This is a genomic window from Duganella sp. AC237 (assembly GCF_979254035.1).
The window spans coordinates 5550416-5570525 of the sequence record NZ_CEEDEW010000003.1 but is presented as its reverse complement, the minus strand read 5'-3'; the positions used below and the strand labels follow the sequence as shown (position 1 = coordinate 5570525).

The window sequence follows — 20110 nt, the reverse complement described above, 5'->3', positions numbered from 1 at the left end:
TATTCCCATAAGCCGCCAGACCAGCGGCGGCCAAAAAAAAGCCCCGGCAAAGGCCGAGGCTTTTAAGGACATCCGTCAGGAGGACACCACGGATGCCGAGGAGACCGCAGAACGGGCACCGGCGCCTTGGCGCCGGCCACTATTCCTGATTACTTGCGTGCCGGAGCGACCTTGGCGGCGGCTGCGGAGAACTGGTTCACGGCTTGGGCAACGTTGCTTTCGATCGACTCGGCAGCTTGCTTGGCGGTCTTGCTGAACTGCTCGTAGCCGGCGTTGGCGTTGCCGATGGCCGATTTGAACATGGCGACGGCGTTCTCGCTGCCGGCGGGGGCGTTCTTGGTCACTTCTTCCACCAGCGAGATGACTTTGCGGTTGGTTTCGGCGATTTGGGTTTCAGCGGCTTTGCTGAACTCGGCGCTGGTGCTCTGGGCGATGTTCGCCAGGTGACGACCGTAAGCGATGGTTTTTTCAGCGGTCGGCTGGGCCTGAGCGGATGCCAGCGAGAAGAATTCTTGCGGATCTTTGGCCGACAGCAGCTGCTTGGTGGTGATCGACGACTCTTCCAGCGATGCCTTGGCGGCGGTCAGGTTCAGGTCGACAAACTTCTCCACGCCTTCAAACGCCTTGTTGGTCAGGGCCGAGAAGATAGCGAACTGTGCTTCAAAGTTGGCTTTGGTCGCATTGGAAAATTGCTCAGGGATTGAAAACATTTAACTCTCCAGAAAAATAGTCATTAATTGGATACTGCCGTTCTACGTCGGCGAGAAACAGAATGCACGTTTCGAACCGATCAAATTGTGCAACGCAACAAAGACGATTTTACGGCGTTGCGAAATTAAGTCAAGCGATTTTTTGTGCGTTGCATCAAGGCATGAAACATCGGTTTGAGGAAGCATTTCCCAGCTAAAACTTATTGCGGTGCACTGAAAAACATGGCGTGATTGCTTGCTCCGGAGCCCACGCCAATGCCGGAGCGCCCGCCGTGATAGACTCGGCGGGCATCGTGCCGGTGCCGTTTTCTGGTCGCCGGTTTCCTTTCAGCCAGCTAGTCAGTTTTCATGCCCGATACGCCGACCGCTTTTTCCGCTGCAAAACCACCCGCCGCGCACGCGACCTTCCTGTCGCCCATGCCGTTGTTTTTTGTACTCTTATGGAGCAGCGGCTTCATCGTGGCGAAGTTCGGATTGCCGTATGCGCCGCCGCTGACCTTCCTGTTGATGCGTTTTGTCGGCGTGCTGGTGGTGCTGGTGCCGTTGGTCCTGCTGTTGCGGGCGCCTTGGCCGCGCGGCAAGATCTGGCAGGTCGCGCTGGCCGGGGTGTTGGTCCAGGCCGGTTATCTGATCGGCGTTTGGTGCGCCATCAAACTGGGCATGCCGGCCGGCTTGTCGGCGCTGATCGTCGGCATGCAACCGATCCTGACCGCCTTTGCCGCGCCGTTGATCGGCGAAAAGGTGTTGCCGCGCCAATGGCTGGGGTTGCTGTTCGGTATCGGCGGCGTCGCCCTGGTGGTGGCCGCCAAGATCAAGTTGACCGGCCTGTCGGTCGAGGCGATCGCGCTGTGCGTGCTGGCGCTGGTGTCCATCACGGTGGGCACCATGTACCAGAAACGCCATTGCCCACAGTTCGACTTGCGCACGGGCACCGTCATCCAGTTCGCCGCGTCCACTGTGGTGGTGTTGCCGCTGGCTATCATATTCGAAGGCTGGACGGCGGAGTTTGCTGCGGTGCAGTGGACGCCGCAGTTCATCGGAGCGTTGTTGTGGTCGGTTTTGGGTCTGTCGATCGGCGCCATCTTCCTGTTGTTCGCGCTGATACGGCGCAGCGACGCCACCCAGGTCACCAGCCTGATGTATCTGACGCCGCCCACCACCGCCGTCATGGCGTGGCTGATGTTCGGCGAAGTGTTCAATCTCCTCGGCGTGGCGGGCATGGCGCTGGCGGTCACCGGGGTGTTTTTCGTGGTCAGCAAGCGCAAACCCACATAGCGAGGACACATGATTACTACTCCGGAACAGCAAGCGGTGGATGCCGCGATCACGTCGCGCCGCTCGACCCGCGCCTATACGCCGCAACCCGTGGCGCGCGAGGATATTTTGCAGATCCTGCAGGTGGCGGGCAGGGCGCCGTCCGGCACCAATACCCAGCCGTGGAAGGTGTATGTGCTGGAAGGCGAGCGCAAGCAGGAGTTGTCTTCGGCGATTCTGGCCATACATAACGATCCGGAGCAAGCCAAGCTGCACACGGAGGAGTACGCATATTACCCGAGGGAATGGGTCTCGCCCTATATCGACCGCCGCCGCAAGGTCGGCTGGGACTTATATGCGTTGCTCGGGCTCACCCGGGAGAACAAGGCCGGCATGGCGGCCCAGCATGGACGCAACTATGAATTTTTCGGCGCGCCGGTCGGGCTGATCTTTACGATCGACCGCATCATGGAACAGGGGTCCTGGCTCGACTACGGGATGTTCTTGCAAAGCATTATGATCGCGGCGCGCGGCCGGGGACTAGATACTTGTCCGCAAGCCGCCTTTACGCAGTATCATCGGGTGATCGGTTCTGTCCTGAACATCCCCGAAAACGAAACCGTGGTGTGCGGCATGGCGCTCGGTTACGCCGATACGACAAAAATTGAAAATTCTTTGATTACCGAGCGCATGCGCCTCGAAGAATTTGTTAAATTTGTCGTTAAGGACTAGCTTGCATAAAAGGGTAGCCAAATACGTATTGCAGATCCGCAACCAAAGATGCTGCGAGGGATAATTTAGCTTGCGCTCCCTCACCATTTTGCTACACTGCAACAGTCGATTGTGAAATCCGGCTTTTCTTCTTTTGGGGATACGAATGTATAAACTAGCGTTAAGTGCGCTCATTTCGCTGATGTTTGCATCCGCCGGCATGACTGCCGCCCAGGCTGCGACCGCCAACACCGCCGCGCCGAAAAAAGCCGTGGTCAAAAAAGCCAAGGCCCGCCAGACCATGCGCCTCGCCGCGGTCGATTCCGGCGACCGCATGGTCAAGCGTGTGACCAAGGTCAACGGCCGCCGCAAGGTGGTCTACCAGCGCCTCATCACGGCCGCGCCGGCCATGCCGACCATGGGCGACCTGGCCGGTTTGAGTTCCACGCACGATCCGCTGGACCTCAAGTCCAACGTCGCGCTGGTGTTGGACCAGGCGAACTCGGAAGTACTGTTTGAAAAGAATTCCAACGTCGCCTTGCCGATCGCCTCGATCACCAAGATGATGACCGGCCTGGTGGTGGTGGAAGCCAACCAGGACATGGACGAGGTGCTGACCGTGACCGACGAGGACGTCGACCGCGAAAAATTCAGCAGCTCGCGCCTGCGCGTCGGCGCCCAGCTGACGCGCGCGAATATGCTGCACATCGCCCTGATGAGCTCGGAAAACCGCGCCGCGTCGGCACTCGGCCGCAACTACCCGGGTGGCAAGCCGGCGTTTGTCGAGGCGATGAACGCCAAGGCCCGCGAACTGGGCATGACCGACACCCATTATGTCGATTCCAGTGGCCTGTCGAAAATGAATGTGGCCAGCGCGCGCGACCTGGCCAAGCTGGCGATGGCGGCTTACCAGCACCCGATGCTGCGCCAGTTCTCCACCGATTCCAAAGCCATCGTCGAAGCCAACGGCCGTCCGATGCAGTTCGGCACCACCAATCACCTGGTGGCCAGCCCCGACTGGGCGATCGGTCTGCAAAAGACCGGTTTCATCAACGAAGCCGGCCGCTGCCTGCTGATGCAAGCGGTCATCGAAGGCCGTTCGGTGATCATGGTGTTCCTGGATTCCAAGGGCAAGCAGTCGCGTACCGCCGATGCCGGCCGCATGCGCACCTGGCTGCAGGCGCTCAAGCCTGCCGCGCTGACCACCAACAGCAGCTCGCCGGTTTATTCGACCGGCATGTAACCGAGTGTGGCGGAGATCTGGTTGGCGGTTGTGACCAGATCTTCCAGCCAGTCTTCCTGCAGACGGTCGGCCGGCGCCGAGATCGACAGCCCGGCAATCAGCTTGCCGCTGTCGTCGTGGATCCCGGCAGCCATGCAACGCACCCCCAGTTCCAATTCCTCGTTATCGCGCGCGTAGCCGCGCGACTTCACCAGGCCGAGTTCGCGCTCGAGCTTGGATAAATCCGTGATCGAATTCTTGTTGTGCCCGGCCAGTCCGGTGCGCGTGGCGTAGGCGCGGATGGCTTTGGGCTCGTCCACCGACAGGAACAGCTTGCCGGTGGAGGTCAGGTGCAGCGGACCTCGTCCGCCGATTGCGCGCACCACCTGCATGCCCGAGCGTTCCGAGAAGGCGCGGTCGATGTAGACGATCTCGTCGCCCTGGCGCACCGACAGGTTGATGGTCTGCTGGGTCTTCTTGTGCAATGCACGCATGAAATCGAGCGCCGCCTCGCGCACCGACAGCCGGCTCTTGACCACGTTGCCCAGTTCGAGCAGGCGCATGCCGAGGCGATAGGTGCCCGGTTCGATGCGGTCGACAAAGCGCGTGAGCACCATGTCGTTGAGGATGCGGTGCGCCGTGGAAGGGTGGAGCCCGGAAACCTTGGACAATTCCTTCAGGCTGACAGGATCGGGGTACTTGGCAAGAGCGTCTAATAACGCCACCATGCGTTCGATCACCTGGATAGTGGTCTTTTGCTCAGGAACGGTTTCGATTTTCATGATGTGGTTGGTGCGGTGCAGTATTCGGTAACTACGTTATACCATAATGTGAAAAAAATGGGAATTGATGCATAATGCGTCATCTTTATCTCGTCTTATCGTTCATGGAACCTGTCAGCGAATTCAAAAGCAAAAGCGGCCTGAAACGGATCTTCTCCGCCTTTTTCTACTCGATCGACGGCTTGAAGGCCGCCTGGAAGCATGAGCATGCGTTCCGCCAGGAACTGGGCTTGTTTGTTGCCGGCACCCTGGTCGCGCTGGTGCTCAAGGTGTCGGCGTTCGAGAAGCTGGTGCTGATCGCGGTGCTGGTGCTGGTGCTGATCGTCGAATTGATTAACTCGGCGATCGAGGCGGTGGTTGACCGGATTTCGCTGGAACGCCACCCGCTGTCGAAAAACGCCAAGGACTTCGGCAGCGCGGCCGTGCTGCTGGCCTGCCTGCTGGCTGCGGCGACGTGGGCCGTGGTACTGTTCAATCGCTTTTACTAGTCCGCCATGCATGCGTTATCGGCGGCTCCACGGCGGATTACGGCTGCGCCTAATCCGCCCTACGATTTCTTTATGCGATTTTGGTATATGGAACTGATAAAAGCTTAGTTCTCATTTATAAGGGACGGCATTACTCTTTGGTCTAACATAACTAGGGGAATCAAATGCTGTCCAAAAAAATCATCGCCGCAGCCATTTTTGCCGCTACGGCCGCTACCTCCGCGTCGTTTGCCCTCGCCGCTGAAATTTCCCTGCTCAACGTGTCGTACGACCCGACGCGCGAGCTGTACCAGGACGTCAATGCCGCCTTCGCCAAGGACTGGAAAGCCAAGACCGGCGATACCGTCAAGATCAAGCAATCGCACGGCGGTTCCGGCAAGCAGGGCCGCGCCGTCATCGACGGCCTGGAAGCGGACGTGGTCTCGCTGGCCCTGGCCTATGACATCGACGCCATCGCCGAGCGCAAGATCCTGGCGCCGGACTGGCAGAAGAAACTGCCGCACAACAGCACCCCGTACACCTCGACCATCGTGTTCCTGGTCCGCAAGGGCAACCCAAAAGGCATCAAGGACTGGAACGATCTGGTCAAGCCTGGCGTGGCCGTCATCACCCCGAATCCGAAAACCTCCGGCGGCGCCCGCTGGAACCACCTGGCCGCTTACGGCTACGCGCTGCGCCAGCCGGGCGGCACCGAAGCGAGCGCCAAGGAATTCCTCGGCAAACTGTACAAGAACGTGCCGGTGCTCGATTCCGGCGCGCGCGGCGCCACCACCACCTTCGTCGAGCGCGGCATCGGCGACGTGCTGATCGCCTGGGAAAACGAAGCGCTGCTGGCCATCAAGGAACTGGGACCGAGCAAGTTCGACATCGTCGCGCCATCGGTGTCGATCCTGGCCGAGCCGCCGGTGGCCGTGGTCGACAAGGTGGTCGACAAGCGCGGCACCCGCAAGGTGGCCGAGGCTTACCTGAACTTCCTCTACACCGACGCCGCGCAGGAAATCATCGCCAAGAACTACTACCGTCCGGCTGTCGAGAAAGAGGCGAAGAAGTACGCCGCGCAGTTCCCGGCCGTCAAACTGTTCACGATCGCCGACATTTCCGGCGACTGGGCCAAGGCGCAGAAGACGCACTTCGCCGACGGCGGCGTGTTCGACCAGATCTACCAGCCGAAGTAAGCGACATGTCCGGCCTTGCCATCGCGGATTTTCGTGTCCTGGTTGCGCCGGGCTTGCATAACAGCGGACCGGATCACTGGCAAAGCCGCTGGCAGCGCGTGTTTCCCCACTTCGAGCGGGTCGAGCAGGACGATTGGGAGGCGCCTGATCTGGCGCGCTGGTCGGCTCGGGTCGACCGGGTGCGCCAGGCGGGCAAGGGCGATGCGCGTCCGCTGCTGATCGTCGCGCACAGTTTCGGCAGCTTGGCGAGCGTGCACAGCGTGGCGCGCGACCCGTCCGGCGTGGCCGGCCTGCTGCTGGTGGCGCCGGCCGATCCGGACAAGTTCAACGTCGCCGACCAGTTGCCGAAGCAGGCGTTGCCGGTGCCATCGATCGTGATCGGCAGCACCGACGATCCGTGGATGGCGGCGCCGCGCGCGGCCTCGTGGGCCGAACGCTGGCACAGCCAATTCATCAACGGCGGGGCGCTGGGACATATCAACGCCGAGTCCGGCTTGGGCGATTGGCCCGAAGGACTGGAAATCTTGTATTTTTTAATAGATCAGGTGCAGAATAGGGCCCTCGCGGCGCATTGATCGCCGGTGCCAACTCAACCTGTAACAACTCCTGGAGACCACCATGACATTACGACTCGGCGATACCGCCCCCGATTTTGAACAAGACTCCTCCATCGGCAAGCTGAAGTTCCACGAGTGGGCGGGCGATTCGTGGGTGGTGTTGTTCTCGCACCCGGCCGACTTCACGCCCGTCTGCACCACCGAGCTGGGCCTGACCGCCAAGCTGAAGCCGGAGTTCGACAAGCGCAACGTCAAGGCGATCGCGCTGTCGGTCGACCCGGCCGAATCGCACAAGGGCTGGATCGCCGACATCGAATCGACCCAGGACACCGTGGTCGGTTTCCCGATCATCGCCGACGAGGACCGCAAGGTCGCCACCCTGTACGACATGATCCACCCGAACGCCTCGACCACGGCCACCGTGCGCACCCTGTTCGTCATCGATCCGAGCAAAAAAGTCCGCCTGAGCCTGACCTATCCGATGAGCACCGGCCGCAACTTCGACGAAGTGCTGCGCGTCATCGACGCCCTGCAACTGACCGACGCCTACACCGTGGCCACTCCCGGCAACTGGAAAGATGGCGACGACGTCATCATCCCGCTGACCGTGCAGGACCCGGAAGTGCTGAAGCAAAAGTATCCGAAAGGCTTCACCGCCGCTAAACCTTACCTGCGCGTCACGCCACAGCCGAACAAGTGATCGAAACAAAAAGCGCATAAGCAAATAAGGATTGCGTTGTTTGGATATTTCCCTAGAGTAGGTACCCTGCGGCCTACTCTTGGGGAATTGTATGGATGTATCGTTTGTCATTTCAGGTTTCGCGGTGGGGCTGTTGGTGGGCATGACCGGTGTCGGCGGCGGCTCGCTGATGACGCCGCTGCTGACTTTGCTGTTCGGCGTTTCGCCGGCGGTCGCCGTCGGCACAGACCTGGCCTTCGCCTCGCTGACCAAGAGCGTCGGCACCTTCACCCACCGTTTGCGCGGCACCGTCCACTGGGACATCGTGCGGCGCCTGTGCGTCGGCGCCTTGCCGGCTGCCGTGCTCGCCAGCGTCGGCCTTAAATACTTCGGCACCCTCAGCCCGGAATTGGGCCAGATCATCCGTTATTCCATCGCCGGCTCCGTCATGCTGACCGTCTGCGCGCTGCTGTTCCGCCGCAAAATGCTGGCATGGATCAACGCGCATCCGCACCGCCAGTTGCAGGGGGGCAGGTTGACCGCCGCCACCATTTTTGCCGGCGCCGTGCTCGGCACTCTGGTCACCATCTCGTCGATCGGCGCCGGCGCCGTCGGCGCGACCGTGCTGGTGATGCTGTATCCCAAGCTGACCCCGGCCGAAGTGGCCGGCACCGACATCGCCTATGCGGTGCCGCTGACGGCCATCGCCGCCGTCGGCCACTGGTGGCTGGGCTCGATCAACTGGATGCTGTTGCTGACTCTGCTGGTGGGGTCGGTGCCGGGCATCACCATCGGTTCCTACTTCGCCAAATCGGTGCCGGAGCGGCTGCTGCGCGGCCTGCTGGCTTTCATTCTGGTAGCGGTCGCCGCCAAACTCATAATGTGAGTAGCTATATAGCCTATTCGTCTAACTTAATGAAAAATGCTTCGTTTGTAATATGAAGCACAGATGAGATTATGCAGCCCTTATAGAAGAATTTGTAATAAGGGAGCATTCATGTCAGCAGTTCTTGCAGCGCCCGCCACGGCCCCCGTGGCCGCCAGGGGCGCGCCATTCCGCGTGATGCCGGGTTTCCGGCTATCGCTGGGATTCACGATTTTCTATCTCACGCTGATCGTGCTGATTCCATTGTCGGCGGTCTTCCTCAAGACCTTCACGATGACATGGGAAGGCTTTTGGGCCGCCGTCACCTCCGACCGCGTGATGGCCTCGTACCGGCTGACCTTTGGCGCTTCGCTGATCGGCGCATTTATTAATGTGATTTTCGGCGGCATCGTTGCCTGGGTGCTGGTACGCTACGAGTTTCCCGGCAAGCGCATCATCGACGCGCTGGTCGACCTGCCGTTCGCGCTGCCGACGGCCGTCGCCGGCATCACCCTGACGGCGCTGTATTCGGCCAACGGCTGGTTCGGCCAGTTCATCGAGGGCGTGCTCGGCATTAAAGTAGCGTTCACGCCGCTCGGCGTGGTCGTTGCGCTGACCTTCATCGGGCTGCCGTTCGTGGTGCGCACGGTGCAGCCGGTGCTGGAGGACGCCGAACGCGAGCTGGAAGAGGCTGCCGCCAGCCTGGGCGCCAACGCCTTCCAGACCTTCACCCGCGTGGTGTTCCCGACCATCATGCCATCCTTGATGACGGGCTTCGCGCTGGCCTTCGCCCGCGCCACCGGCGAATTCGGCTCGGTGATTTTCATCGCCGGCAACATGCCGATGATTTCCGAGATCACGCCGCTGTTCATCATCACCAAACTTGAGCAGTACGACTATGCCGGCGCCACCGCGATCGCGGTGGTCATGCTGGTGGTGTCGTTCATCATGCTGTTGACTATCAACCTGTTGCAAGCCTGGGCTCGCGGAAAGTCGGGTAAATAATATGAGCGGACTGCCTACCGTCCCGGTGCGTCGCGGCGAACTGCCGTCGGCACCGAAAACCCTCGAACCTTTGTGGGTGCGCGGCGTGCTGATCGCCATCGCGCTGACTTTCCTGACCGTGTTCCTGTTCGTGCCGCTGGTGGCCGTGTTCGCCGAAGCCTTCCGCAAGGGCTGGGAAGCCTACGTGGCGGCCATCATCGAGGAAGACGCGATCTCCGCCATCAAGCTGACCCTGATCACGGCCGTCATCGCCGTGCCGCTGAACCTGGTGTTTGGCGTGGCCGCGTCGTGGTGTATCGCCAAGTTCGAGTTCCGGGGGAAAAGCTTTTTGCTGACCCTGATCGACCTGCCGTTCTCGGTGTCGCCGGTGATCTCCGGCCTGATCTACGTGCTGCTGTTCGGCGCGCAGGGCTGGATGGGACCGTGGCTGCAGGAGCATGACATCAAGATCCTGTTCGCGGTGCCCGGCATCGTGCTGGCGACGATTTTCGTCACCTTCCCGTTCGTGGCGCGCGAGCTGATCCCGCTGATGCAGGCGCAGGGCAGCGAAGAAGAAGAGGCCGCCATCGTGCTCGGCGCTTCGGGATGGGACACCTTCCGCCGCGTGACCTTGCCGAACATTAAGTGGGGCCTGCTGTACGGCGTGATCCTGTGCAACGCCCGCGCGATGGGCGAGTTCGGCGCGGTGTCGGTGGTGTCCGGCCACATCCGTGGCGAAACCAACACCGTGCCGCTGCAGGTCGAGATTCTGTACAACGAATACAACTTCGCCGCCGCCTTCGCCGTGGCGTCCCTGCTGGCCTTGCTGGCGCTGGTGACGCTGGCCCTGAAATCCTTTATCTCTTGGCGCTTGAACGAATCGATCGCCGATGACGCACGTTCCAAGGAGCACTGACATGACGATCGAAGTTAAAAACATCAACAAGCGGTTCGGCGATTTCGTCGCCCTCAACAATGTCTCGCTGGACTTCCCTGCGGGCGAGCTGACCGCGCTGCTGGGACCGTCCGGCTGCGGCAAGACGACCCTGCTGCGCATCATCGCCGGCCTCGAGCATCCGGACTCCGGCCAGGTGCTGCTCGATTCCAACGACGCCTCGCACCGCCACGTGCGCGAGCGCCAGGTCGGCTTCGTGTTCCAGCACTACGCGCTGTTCAAGCATATGACCGTGTTCGAGAACGTCGCCTTCGGCCTGCGCGTGAAACCGCGCGCCGAGCGGCCTTCCGAAGACCAGATCCGCCGCAAGGTCAAGGAATTGCTGGAACTGGTGCAGCTCGATTGGCTGGCCGACCGCTATCCGCCGCAACTGTCGGGCGGACAGCGCCAGCGTATCGCGCTGGCGCGCGCGCTGGCGGTCGAGCCGCGCGTGCTGCTGCTGGACGAGCCGTTCGGCGCGCTCGACGCCAAGGTCCGTAAGGAATTGCGCCGCTGGCTGCGTCGCCTGCACGACGACCTGCATGTGACGTCGATCTTCGTCACCCACGACCAGGAGGAGGCGCTGGAAGTGGCCGACCAGGTGGTGCTGATGAACAAGGGTAATGTCGAGCAGATCGGCGCGCCGGACCAAGTCTACAACCATCCGGCCTCGCCGTTCGTGTATGGCTTCCTGGGCAACGTCAACATGTTCCACGGCCGCGTGCAGGATGGCGTGCTGGCCAGTGGCGGCGCGACCTTCCAGGTGCCGGGCCAACCGGACGCCGACGGCAAGGGCACGGCCTATGTTCGTCCGCACGACCTGGACATCGAACGCTACACGCCGGGGGCCGAAGGCATCGTCGTCAAGCTGCGCCGCGCGCACGCGATCGGCCCGCTGGCGCAACTGGACCTGGAGCGCGACGATACGTCCGAGCTGATCGAGGCGGTGATGTCGAACGAGCGTTTCAGCCACCTGCAATTGAAAGAGGGCGAGACGTTGGTGGTGCGTCCCAAGCGCCTGCATGTGTTTGTCGACGCTGGAGCTTCCATATGAATTTTCAACAACTGCGGTCGATCCGCGAAGCCGCCCGGCGCGGCTACAACCTGACCGAAGTGGCGAATGCCTTGTTCACCTCGCAGCCCGGCGTGAGCCGCCAGATCCGCGAGCTGGAAGACGAACTGGGCGTGGTGATTTTCGAACGTAACGGCAAGCGCCTGACCGGCATGACGGAGCCGGGCAAGGGCATCCTCAAGATCATCGACCGCCTGCTGATCGAGGCGGAGAACTTGCAGCAGGCCAGCCTGGAATACACCGGCCAGCAAAGCGGCACGCTCAGCGTCGCCGCCACGCACACGCAGGCGCGCTATGCGCTGCCGAAAGTGGTGCAGAGTTTCCGCACCGCCTATCCGGACGTGCGCATCGCCTTGCAGCAGAGCGCGCCGGAGCACATCGCCGAGTGGATTTTGTCGGGCAAGACCGATATCGGCATCGCCACCGAGGGCTTGTCGCAGTTCCCGGACCTGGTGTCCTTCCCTTGCTACCGCTGGAGCCACTTGATCGTCGTGCCGGACGGCCATCCGTTGCTGGGCCGCTCGCCGATCAAGCTGGAGGATCTGGCTGAGTTCCCGTTGATCACCTACGACGTCGGCTTCACCGGACGCGGGCATATCGACGCGGCGTTTTCGCAGGCCGGCGTCAAGCCCGACATCGTCTTGACGGCGATGGATTCGGACGTCATCAAGCAATATGTCGCGCTCGGCCTGGGCGTGGGCATCGTCGCCTCGATGGCGTTCGACCACGGCCGCGACAAGGGCATGCGCGCGGTCGAGGCGTCGCATCTGTTCGCGCCGAACACGACGCGGCTGGCGGTGCGCAAGGGCGCTTATCTGCGCTCGTACGCCTACCACTTCATCCAGCAATTCGCGCCGGATCTGACGCGCGAGGAAATCGACGCGGCGCTAAACGGCGGCGACATCGCCTGACGTAAAAATGGCCGCTGAAAAGCGGCCATTTTTTTGTCTGGTCAAATCCCATTTGAAAAATCCTGAATCACGTAGGGCGGATTAGCGCAGCGTAATCCGCCAATGCGTGCTCCGACGGCAGCTCATCGATGGTGGATTACGGCGTTCCGCCTAATCCCCCCTACGTGTCTCCGTGGATATCATCGGCTTAGGGCGCGATCACCAGCTGTAACCTGCCTTGGCGTAGTAGTAGCGGCCGTTGAACCCGTTCGGCGCCCAGCCGCTGTACAGGTTGATGCCGTTGAGGTTGAGGTTGGCCACCGACGTGATGGTGTCCGGATACTTGTCGGTCACGTTGTCGACGCCCAGGCTCAGGCGCCAGTTCTTGCTCAGCTTGACGCTGGCCGACAGGTCCAGCACCCATTGCGGATCGTATACCTGATCCTGCGCCGGATTGTTTTGCGGCACGGTGAAGCTGCCGTAGCGCGTCACCACGCCGCGCGCGTTCCAGGCGCCCAAGGTGTAGTCGGTCGCCAGGCTGAACTTGTCCTTCGGCGAGCCGACCGTCAGGCGGTTGACGGTCTGGCGGTCGATCAGGGTCAGGCCGTTGGCGGTCAGGATGGCCGGGTTGTCGTTGACGTGCTGTACCGAGTTCTTGTTGCGGTTGTACGCCAACGTGAAGTCGTAGCGGCCGGCGCTGGCCAGATCCCAACGGTAGGTGCTGACCACGTCGACGCCGGTGGTGCGGGTATCGATGGCGTTGGTGAAGTAGCGCGCCGCGCCGACCAGCAGTCCCTGGTTGGCCAGGGTGTTGCGCAAGGCCGGCGACAAGGTCATGCTGGTCGACAGCGCGATGCGGTCGTCGATATCGATGCGGTAGGCATCGACGCTGGCGCTCCAGTTGCGGGTCGGCTGCACTTGCAGGCCGACGCTGTAGTTGCGGGCTTTCTCAGCCTTCAGCTGCTGCGCGCCGAGCGCATCGGCGGCGGCGCTGCCGACCGCGAAGGTGCCGGTCTCGATCGGGGTGTTGACGTTGTTGATGATCGAGAAATTAGTCGTCGTGATGGTGTAGAACTGCTGCGCCAGCGACGGCGCGCGGAAGCCCGACGAAGCCGTCGCGCGCAGCGACACCTGCGGATTGAACGCGTAGCGGGTCGAGCCTTTGACCGAGGTGGTGTTGCCGAAGTCGCTGTAGCGCTCGTGGCGCACGGCCGCCGACGCCGAGAACTGCCTGGTGATGTCGGCCTCGAAGTTGGCGTAGATCGACTTGTTGTTGCGGCTGTTCTTGCCGGCGTTGACCGGGCGGAAGCCGGAGAATCCCTGCGCGCCGCTGCGGTAGTAGGAGGCCGCATCGCCGGCGCCGATCTCGTATTGTTCGTGGCGGGCCTCGACGCCCAAGGCGACCGTCAGCGGACCGCTGAAGGCGGCCACCGGGAATTCCTTGGCGATGTCGAAGTTGAACAGCCCTTGCGTGTTCTGCAGCTTGCCGGCGTAGAAATGCGTCGGGCTGTCGTCGAGCAGGTCGAAGTTGATGGTGTTGTCGAGGTCGAGCTCAAACTTGTTCCTGCCGTAGTTCAGGCTGGCGTCCCAACGCCAGCCGGACAGTTCACCGCGCAGGCCGGTCACCAGCGACTGGTCGGTCGAGGTGCTGTCCTGCAGCGGCAAAAAGCCGTCCGGATAGAGCTTGCGCGACGAGGACGGCGCGCGCCAAGTGGCCGCCGCCGACGTCTTGCGCTCGCCGTAGCTGGCGAAGGCGTACCAATCGATATCGTCGGTCACGCGGTACTGGCTATTGGCGAAGATCGTCCGCGGCTTGCTGTCGGGGTCGCCGTAACGCTGGTTGACCTTGCCGATCTGGGAACCGGCGACCGGGCGCGTATCGACGCCGGCCCGGTTGGTCGGATCGCGGTCGGCCGCCTCGATCGCCACGCGCACCCAGCCTTGGTCGCCGAGGCTGAAGCCGGCCGAACCGCGCACGGTTTTCTGTTTGCCGTCGCCTTCCTTGTACTCGCCGTAGCCGACTTCGACATCGCCGCCGGCCGCGCCTTTTTTGAGGATGATGTTGATGACGCCGGCGATCGCGTCGGAGCCGTACTGGGCCGCCGCGCCGTCGCGCAGCACCTCGATGCGTTCGATGGCCGCCAGCGGGATCGCGTTCAGGTCGACCGGCGCCGAGCCGCGCCCTTGCGTGCCGTTGACGTTGACCACGGCCGAGGTGTAGCGGCGCTTGCCGTTGACCAGCACCAGGGTCTGGTCGGGCGACAGGCCGCGCAACTGGGCCGGGCGCACAGCATCGCTGGTGTCGGCGCCGGACGGGCGCGGGAAGTTCATCGACGGCACCAGACGGCCGAGCACGGTGGCCAGTTCGGTCGAGCCGCTGGCCTGCAGCTCGCGCGCGCTGATGATGTCGACGGGCGATTCGGAATCGATGGTGCGGCGGTTCTTGGCGTAGGTGCCGGTGACGACCACCGACTGCAACTCGCCGTCGGCGGGCGCGTCCTGCGCGAAGGCGGGGATGACGATGGTGGCGATCAGCGTGCTCAGCAAAAGCGGTGTGGCGATGTGGCGTGAAGTCATGTGGCGGTCTCGTGTGCGAAGGTAGTGGCACAGGATAGCAGCCGCACAATTGAACACCAACGAACCATTGCGTCTAACCATATATCCATCCCCCGGGGTCAAGTCTGACATTCGGACACGGACCGATCGGTAAGTGCCGGCGTACGGCATCCTGCTGGTTCAGCTCGTGTCCGAATGACAGACTTGACCCCGGTTATTGGCCGGGATTGGGCAGGCTGGCGTGGATGGCGTCGATTTGCGCGATGATTTCCGGCGTGAGCTCGACGTCGTAGGCGTCGATGTTTTCCTTCAGCTGCGCCAGGCTGGTAGCGCCGATGATGGTCGAGGCGACGTTCCAGCGGCCATAGCACCAGGCCAGCGCCAGTTGCGTCGGCGTCAGGCCGTTGTCGCGCGCGAGCTCGGTGTATTGCGCGACAGCCGCCAGCACCGTCGGCCGCAGGTAGCGCGGGCTCCACGTCGGCGGGAAGATCGTCAGCCGGCCGTGCGCGTTCGGGTCGTCGTGGTACTTGCCCGTCAATTGGCCGAAGGCCAACGGGCTGTACGCCAGCAGGCCGACGTTTTCGCGGAAGCAGGTCTCGTCGAGGAAACTGGTCTCGTAGTGGCGCGCCGTCAGGTTGTACAGGTTCTGGATGGAGGCGATGCGCGGCAGGCCCTTCATCTCCGATTGCTTGATGAACTCGCTCACGCCCCAGCACGATTCGTTGGAGACGCCGATCGCGCCGATCTTGCCTTCCTTGATCAGCTCGGCCAGCGCGGCCAAGGTTTCCTCGACGGCCACGCACTCGCGCTCCAGCTGTGGATTGAAGACGCTGGCGCCGAAGATCGGCACGTTGCGGCTGGGCCAGTGCAATTGATATAAATCGATATGCTCGGTCTGCAGGCGTTGCAGGCTGGTGTCGACCGCCGCGCGCAGGTTGGCGGCGTCGAAGTTGAGCTTGCCGTCGCGTACCCAGTGGATGTTCGGATTCGGACCGGCGGCCTTGGTCGCCAGCACCACCTTGTCGCGCATGCCCGATTTCTTCAGCCAGGTGCCGATGAAGCGCTCGGTGGCGCCCTGCGTTTCGGCGCGCGGCATGACTGGATACATCTCGGCGGTGTCGATGAAGTTGATGCCGCGCTCGACCGCGTAGTCGAGCTGGCTGTGGGCGTCGGCCTCGGTGTTTTGCTCGCCGAACGTCATCGTCCCCAGGCAAATCTTCGTCACCTTCAGATCGCTGGAACCAAGTTGTACCTTTTGCATGCCCGCTCCTTAATGTCCGCGCACTGCCTGCGCGCAATCGTTGACCAGTGCCGGGCCAGCGTAGATCAGGCCGCTGTACAACTGCACCAGTTGCGCGCCGCAGTCCATTTTGACCTTGGCGTCCGCACCGCGCATGATACCGCCAACGCCGATAATCGGCAGGGCGTCGCCCAGTTCGGCCTTGAGCAGGCGGATGACGGTGTTGGACAGCTCGAACACCGGCGCGCCCGATAGTCCGCCCGCCTCGGCGCCGTGGCGCATGCCGGCCACGGCGTCGCGGCTCAGGGTGGTGTTGGTGGCGATGACGCCGTCGATCTTGTGGCGCAGCAGCGCGTCGGCGATATTCTTGACCTGGTCGCCGTCCATGTCCGGCGCGATTTTCAGGGCCAGCGGCACGTAGCGCTTGTGCTGGTCGGCCAGACGCGCCTGCGCGTCCTTCAACTGCGCCAGCAGGCCGTCGAGCTCGGAGCCGCCTTGCAATTGGCGCAGGTTCTTGGTGTTGGGCGAGGAAATATTGACCGTCACATAGCTGGCGTAGGGATAGACTTTTTCCAGGCAGTGCAGGTAGTCGTCGGCCGCGCGCTCGATCGGCGTGTCGGCGTTTTTGCCGATGTTCAGGCCCAGCACGCCGGCCTTGTCCTGGTAGAAGCGCGACGCTTGCACATTGGCGACGAAGGCGTCGACGCCGCCGTTGTTAAAGCCCATGCGGTTGATGATGGCGTGCGCGGCCGGCAGGCGGAACATGCGCGGCTTGGGATTGCCGGCCTGGCCGCGCGGGGTCACTGTGCCCACCTCGATCGAGCCGAAGCCCAGGTCCGCCAGCGCGTCGATGAAGGCGCCGTCCTTGTCCAGCCCGGCGGCGAGGCCGACCGGATTCTTGAACGTGACACCCATCACGGTGCGCGGGTCCGCCGCCGGTTGCTTGACCAGCTTGGTCAAGCCCAGCGCGGCGGCGCGTTTAAGCGCGGGAAGGGTGAAGTGGTGCGCGGCTTCGGCGTCCATCGAGAACAGCATCGGACGGGCCAGGGAATACAGGAATTTTTCGGACATGAGGGGGCTCTGGTTGTTGGCCCCGGTATTTTATCAGCGTTTATCAGGCCTCCAACACGCTCCACACGCCCTTGATGCGCGCTTCCAGCGGTTTGAAGTTGGTTTTATAGGACATTTTCGGGCTTTCCCTGATCCAGTAGCCCAGGTAGATGTAGGGCAGGCTCAGCTCGCGCGCCTGGGCGATCTGCCACAGCACGTTGAAGGTGCCGTAGGAGGCGCCCTCGACATCCGGATCGAAGAAGGTGTACACCGACGACAGGCCGTCCGACAGGACGTCGATGATGCTGACCATGCGCAAGGTGCCGCCGGGCTCGCGGAACTCGACCAGCCGCGTGTTGACGCGGCTTTGCAGCAGGAATTGCGCGTACTGGTCGCGGCTGTCCTGGTCCATGCCGCCGCCGGCGTGGCGCCTGCTCTGGTAGCGCAGGTACAGTTCGTAGTGCTCGTCGGAGAATTGCAGGGTGGCGACGCCGGCGCGCAGGTCGCTGTGCCGGGCCCAGGCGCGGCGCTGGCCCCGGTTGGGAGCGAACTGGTCGACCACTACGCGCACCGGGATGCAAGCCTGGCAGCCGTCGCAATATGGCCGGTATGTAAAGATGCCGCTGCGCCGGAAACCGTTTTTGACGAGTTCCGAGTAGACGTCGGCGTTGATCAGGTGGGAAGGCGTAGCCACCTGCGAGCGCGCCTGGCGCGCGTCCAGATAGCTGCAAGGGTAGGGCGCCGTGGTGTAAAACTGCAGCGTCGCGAAAGGCAGATCGTTCAGGTGCGTCATGCACGTCCTATCGATGGCGAGGTTCTATTCCTTATGATAGCGCTTAGTTGTGTATGGCGCTTGTCACCTTTAGCTTAACTGGCCGTAGCCAGCGGTGCAATGGGTTCCCACACGGTGATTTGCGGCAATTCAATATTGTTGCGCAGATGCGCCAGGAATTGCGCACGCGGGATCGGCGCCGCGCCCAGCGATGCCAGGTGCCCGGTCTCTTGTTGGCAATCGATCATCTTGACGCCGTGCCGGCGCAGGAAGCCCACCAGATAGGCGAGCGCGATCTTGGAACCGTCGGTCACGCGGGCGAACATCGATTCGCCGTAGAACATGCGGCCGATCGAGACGCCGTAGGCGCCACCGACCAGCTCGCCGTCCAGCCACACTTCGGCCGAATGCGCGTAGCCGAGCTTGTGCAGGCCGGTGTAGCCGTCGATGATGTCCTCCGAAATCCACGTGCCGGGGCCGTCGCGGCGCGGCGCGGCGCAGGCCCGCATGACATCCTCGAACGCGCTGTCGAAGCGCACCTGCCAGCGGCCGCCGGCCGCCATCTCGCGTTCGACCTTGCGCAGCGTCTTCTTCAGGCTGTCGGAGATGCGGAAGCGCTCGGTCATCAGCACCATCCGTGGATCGGTGCTCCACCAAAGAATGGGCTGGCCTTCCGAGAACCACGGGAAGATGCCGTGGCGGTAAGCCATCAGCAAGCGTTGCGGCGACAGGTCGGCGCCGGCGGCCAGCAAGCCCGGCGCCTCCGACGTCAGCGCCTGCGAGACGTCGGGGAACGGCGTGTCGCGTTCGAGCCAGGGGATCACGTCGGTTCCGCGTCCGAGCGCATCGCGCGGGTGATGTCCTGGGCGTGGAAGCCGTAGCCGGCGCTGCCGTCTTTGCGCATGCGCGCGCGGTCGGCGAAGAACAGTTCCAGCGTCGTGCGGATGGTGGGGAAGGCCAGGTCGTCCCACGGAATCTCCGCCTCGCTGAACATTTGCACGTCCAGGCTTTCCTCGCCGGGCGCGAAGTCGAGGTCGAGCAGCGTGGCCAGGTAGAACATATGGACCTGGTGCACGCGCGAGACGTTCAACAGTGAAAACAGTTTACCCAGTTCGACATTGGCGCCGGCTTCCTCCTGCGTCTCGCGCATCGCCGCCTCGGCCGTGGTTTCATCGTTTTCCATGAAGCCGGCGGGCAGGGTCCAGTAGCCGTAGCGCGGTTCGATCGCGCGCTTGCACAGCAGGAGTTTCAACTCGCCATCGCGTTCCCACACGGGGATCGTGCCCAGTACCATTTTCGGGTTTTGATAATGGATGGTGGAGCAGCTTTCGCAAACGTAGCGGGGACGGTTGTCGCCGGCTGGGATCAGCAGGCTGACGGGGGAGGCGCATTCGGAACAGAATTTCATAGGGGAAGGTGCTCAGGGGAGGATATTTTTGTTCATATTGGTTACTTTACACCGATTGCGCCGCGCACGGCATTGGCTACGGCGGCTGGGGAATGCATTTATTCGGACTATCGCACGCGATTTCAGGATTAACATTGCCTAAGTTGCCGAACTGCCCTATAATGATTGCACAGACGCGGGGTGGAGCAGTCTGGCAGCTCGTCGGGCTCATAACCCGAAGGTCACAGGTTCAAATCCTGTCCCCGCAACCAAATTCGAAAGCCGTTGATCCTTTTACAGGGGTCAGCGGCTTTTACTATTGGATGGCGGCTTTATGGCAGGTAGTCGGGATCGAGCAGTTGTTCCTTGGTGAACGGCATCTTGGATGGCAAGGCCGCTTTGGGCAGATGCGTTTCGTCCGCTGCGCGTGCCGCGGCGTGGTCGTAAGCCATCGCGATGTACGAGTCGAGTAGTGGCTTCATGCTAGGCATTGCTTTTAGCAATTTTGCGATGCGGTAGCGCTGTTCGCGTATCGTGCCAAGCCAGCTACCTGATATCTGCCCGGGTTGAAGCTCGCATTTTAAAAGATGTGTGATCAGTCTCTCGATGCGGTGTTCGAGTTCATGTTTTTCAGCGCGCGCCATGCTCTCAAGCTCCTCGATGATGTTTTCCAGGTCGAGCCGGTCGAACTGTTTGGCGCGCAGCATTTCTATCTGGGCGCTGGTCCAGACGAGAAAGTCGGCTTCGTGGTCGGTGTTGATATGATCGTCCATGTTGCACCT

The 20110-nt window shown here is 62.2% G+C and carries 21 protein-coding genes and 1 tRNA gene; 13 read left to right on the top strand and 9 right to left on the bottom strand.

Annotated elements, in window-relative coordinates:
* Positions 1–149: 149 nt before the first annotated feature.
* Complete coding sequence (locus tag AC0IYS_RS24710; RefSeq protein ID WP_471707648.1) at positions 150–710, bottom strand: phasin family protein; 561 nt, start codon at positions 708–710, stop codon at positions 150–152.
* 348 nt (positions 711–1058) lie between these two features.
* Between AC0IYS_RS24710 and AC0IYS_RS24705 the strand changes: the two genes are divergently transcribed.
* From AC0IYS_RS24705 to pbpG, 3 genes are all read left to right on the top strand, one after another.
* Entirely contained in the window at positions 1059–1985 is a 927-nt protein-coding gene (locus AC0IYS_RS24705; protein ID WP_471707647.1) for a DMT family transporter, read from the top strand.
* Positions 1986–1994: 9 nt separating this feature from the next.
* A complete protein-coding gene (locus tag AC0IYS_RS24700) occupies positions 1995–2696 on the top strand; it encodes a nitroreductase (RefSeq protein ID WP_471707646.1) in 702 nt (233 codons plus the stop codon).
* Between the two features lie 145 nt (positions 2697–2841).
* Positions 2842–3918: a D-alanyl-D-alanine endopeptidase gene (pbpG, locus tag AC0IYS_RS24695; protein WP_471707645.1), complete on the top strand. Its 1077-nt coding sequence runs from the start codon at positions 2842–2844 to the stop codon at positions 3916–3918.
* On the opposite strand, the gene AC0IYS_RS24690 is transcribed toward pbpG, so the two are convergent.
* On the bottom strand, positions 3900–4679 hold the full coding sequence (locus AC0IYS_RS24690) for an IclR family transcriptional regulator (protein WP_471707644.1): 780 nt from the start codon (positions 4677–4679) through the stop codon (positions 3900–3902). The two genes, pbpG and AC0IYS_RS24690, sit on opposite strands and share 19 nt — an antisense overlap.
* Before the next feature lie 104 nt (positions 4680–4783).
* Here AC0IYS_RS24690 and AC0IYS_RS24685 point away from each other — a divergent pair, with 104 nt between their 5' ends.
* The 9 genes from AC0IYS_RS24685 (at position 4784) to AC0IYS_RS24645 (ending at position 12344) form a co-directional block, all read left to right on the top strand.
* Positions 4784–5167 (top strand): diacylglycerol kinase, encoded by a 384-nt coding sequence (locus tag AC0IYS_RS24685; protein ID WP_471707643.1) that lies wholly within the window; start codon positions 4784–4786, stop codon positions 5165–5167.
* Positions 5168–5331: 164 nt separating this feature from the next.
* Positions 5332–6342: a sulfate ABC transporter substrate-binding protein gene (locus AC0IYS_RS24680; protein ID WP_471707642.1), complete on the top strand. Its 1011-nt coding sequence runs from the start codon at positions 5332–5334 to the stop codon at positions 6340–6342.
* Positions 6343–6347: 5 nt separating this feature from the next.
* Positions 6348–6917: an RBBP9/YdeN family alpha/beta hydrolase gene (locus tag AC0IYS_RS24675; protein WP_471707641.1), complete on the top strand. Its 570-nt coding sequence runs from the start codon at positions 6348–6350 to the stop codon at positions 6915–6917.
* Positions 6918–6960: 43 nt separating this feature from the next.
* A complete protein-coding gene (locus AC0IYS_RS24670) occupies positions 6961–7599 on the top strand; it encodes a peroxiredoxin (RefSeq protein ID WP_471707640.1) in 639 nt (212 codons plus the stop codon).
* A 91-nt stretch (positions 7600–7690) separates the two neighbouring features.
* Positions 7691–8464 carry a sulfite exporter TauE/SafE family protein gene (locus AC0IYS_RS24665; protein ID WP_471707639.1) on the top strand — a complete coding sequence of 258 codons (774 nt, stop codon included), beginning with the start codon at positions 7691–7693 and terminating at the stop codon, positions 8462–8464.
* A 177-nt stretch (positions 8465–8641) separates the two neighbouring features.
* Entirely contained in the window at positions 8642–9448 is an 807-nt protein-coding gene (gene cysT, locus AC0IYS_RS24660) for a sulfate ABC transporter permease subunit CysT (protein ID WP_471708933.1), read from the top strand.
* 1 nt (position 9449) lies between these two features.
* Positions 9450–10343 (top strand): sulfate ABC transporter permease subunit CysW, encoded by an 894-nt coding sequence (cysW, locus tag AC0IYS_RS24655; protein ID WP_471707638.1) that lies wholly within the window; start codon positions 9450–9452, stop codon positions 10341–10343.
* A 1-nt stretch (position 10344) separates the two neighbouring features.
* Positions 10345–11415, top strand: coding sequence for a sulfate/molybdate ABC transporter ATP-binding protein (locus AC0IYS_RS24650; RefSeq protein WP_471707637.1), 1071 nt, complete (start codon positions 10345–10347; stop codon positions 11413–11415).
* Positions 11412–12344: a CysB family HTH-type transcriptional regulator gene (locus AC0IYS_RS24645; RefSeq protein ID WP_471707636.1), complete on the top strand. Its 933-nt coding sequence runs from the start codon at positions 11412–11414 to the stop codon at positions 12342–12344. Before AC0IYS_RS24650 ends, AC0IYS_RS24645 begins: the two co-directional genes overlap by 4 nt.
* Before the next feature lie 198 nt (positions 12345–12542).
* On the opposite strand, the gene AC0IYS_RS24640 is transcribed toward AC0IYS_RS24645, so the two are convergent.
* From AC0IYS_RS24640 to AC0IYS_RS24615, 6 genes are all read right to left on the bottom strand, one after another.
* Positions 12543–14900: a TonB-dependent receptor plug domain-containing protein gene (locus AC0IYS_RS24640; RefSeq protein WP_471707635.1), complete on the bottom strand. Its 2358-nt coding sequence runs from the start codon at positions 14898–14900 to the stop codon at positions 12543–12545.
* Positions 14901–15093: 193 nt separating this feature from the next.
* Positions 15094–16140: an aldo/keto reductase gene (locus tag AC0IYS_RS24635; RefSeq protein WP_471707634.1), complete on the bottom strand. Its 1047-nt coding sequence runs from the start codon at positions 16138–16140 to the stop codon at positions 15094–15096.
* 9 nt (positions 16141–16149) lie between these two features.
* A complete protein-coding gene (locus tag AC0IYS_RS24630) occupies positions 16150–17190 on the bottom strand; it encodes a quinone-dependent dihydroorotate dehydrogenase (RefSeq protein ID WP_471707633.1) in 1041 nt (346 codons plus the stop codon).
* A gap of 43 nt (positions 17191–17233) precedes the next feature.
* Entirely contained in the window at positions 17234–17962 is a 729-nt protein-coding gene (locus tag AC0IYS_RS24625; RefSeq protein WP_471707632.1) for an arginyltransferase, read from the bottom strand.
* A 74-nt stretch (positions 17963–18036) separates the two neighbouring features.
* The gene (aat, locus tag AC0IYS_RS24620; RefSeq protein WP_471707631.1) at positions 18037–18765 is read right to left on the bottom strand and encodes a leucyl/phenylalanyl-tRNA--protein transferase; all 729 of its coding nucleotides are present in this window, start codon (positions 18763–18765) and stop codon (positions 18037–18039) included.
* Positions 18762–19349: an NUDIX hydrolase gene (locus tag AC0IYS_RS24615; RefSeq protein ID WP_471707630.1), complete on the bottom strand. Its 588-nt coding sequence runs from the start codon at positions 19347–19349 to the stop codon at positions 18762–18764. The genes aat and AC0IYS_RS24615 overlap by 4 nt, the downstream gene beginning before the upstream one ends.
* 174 nt (positions 19350–19523) lie before the next feature.
* Between AC0IYS_RS24615 and AC0IYS_RS24610 the strand changes: the two genes are divergently transcribed.
* Positions 19524–19600: transfer RNA gene (locus AC0IYS_RS24610), tRNA-Met, on the top strand.
* A 60-nt stretch (positions 19601–19660) separates the two neighbouring features.
* On the opposite strand, the gene AC0IYS_RS24605 is transcribed toward AC0IYS_RS24610, so the two are convergent.
* A complete protein-coding gene (locus tag AC0IYS_RS24605; protein ID WP_471707629.1) occupies positions 19661–20101 on the bottom strand; it encodes a DUF29 domain-containing protein in 441 nt (146 codons plus the stop codon).
* Between the last annotated feature and the right edge of the window lie 9 nt (positions 20102–20110).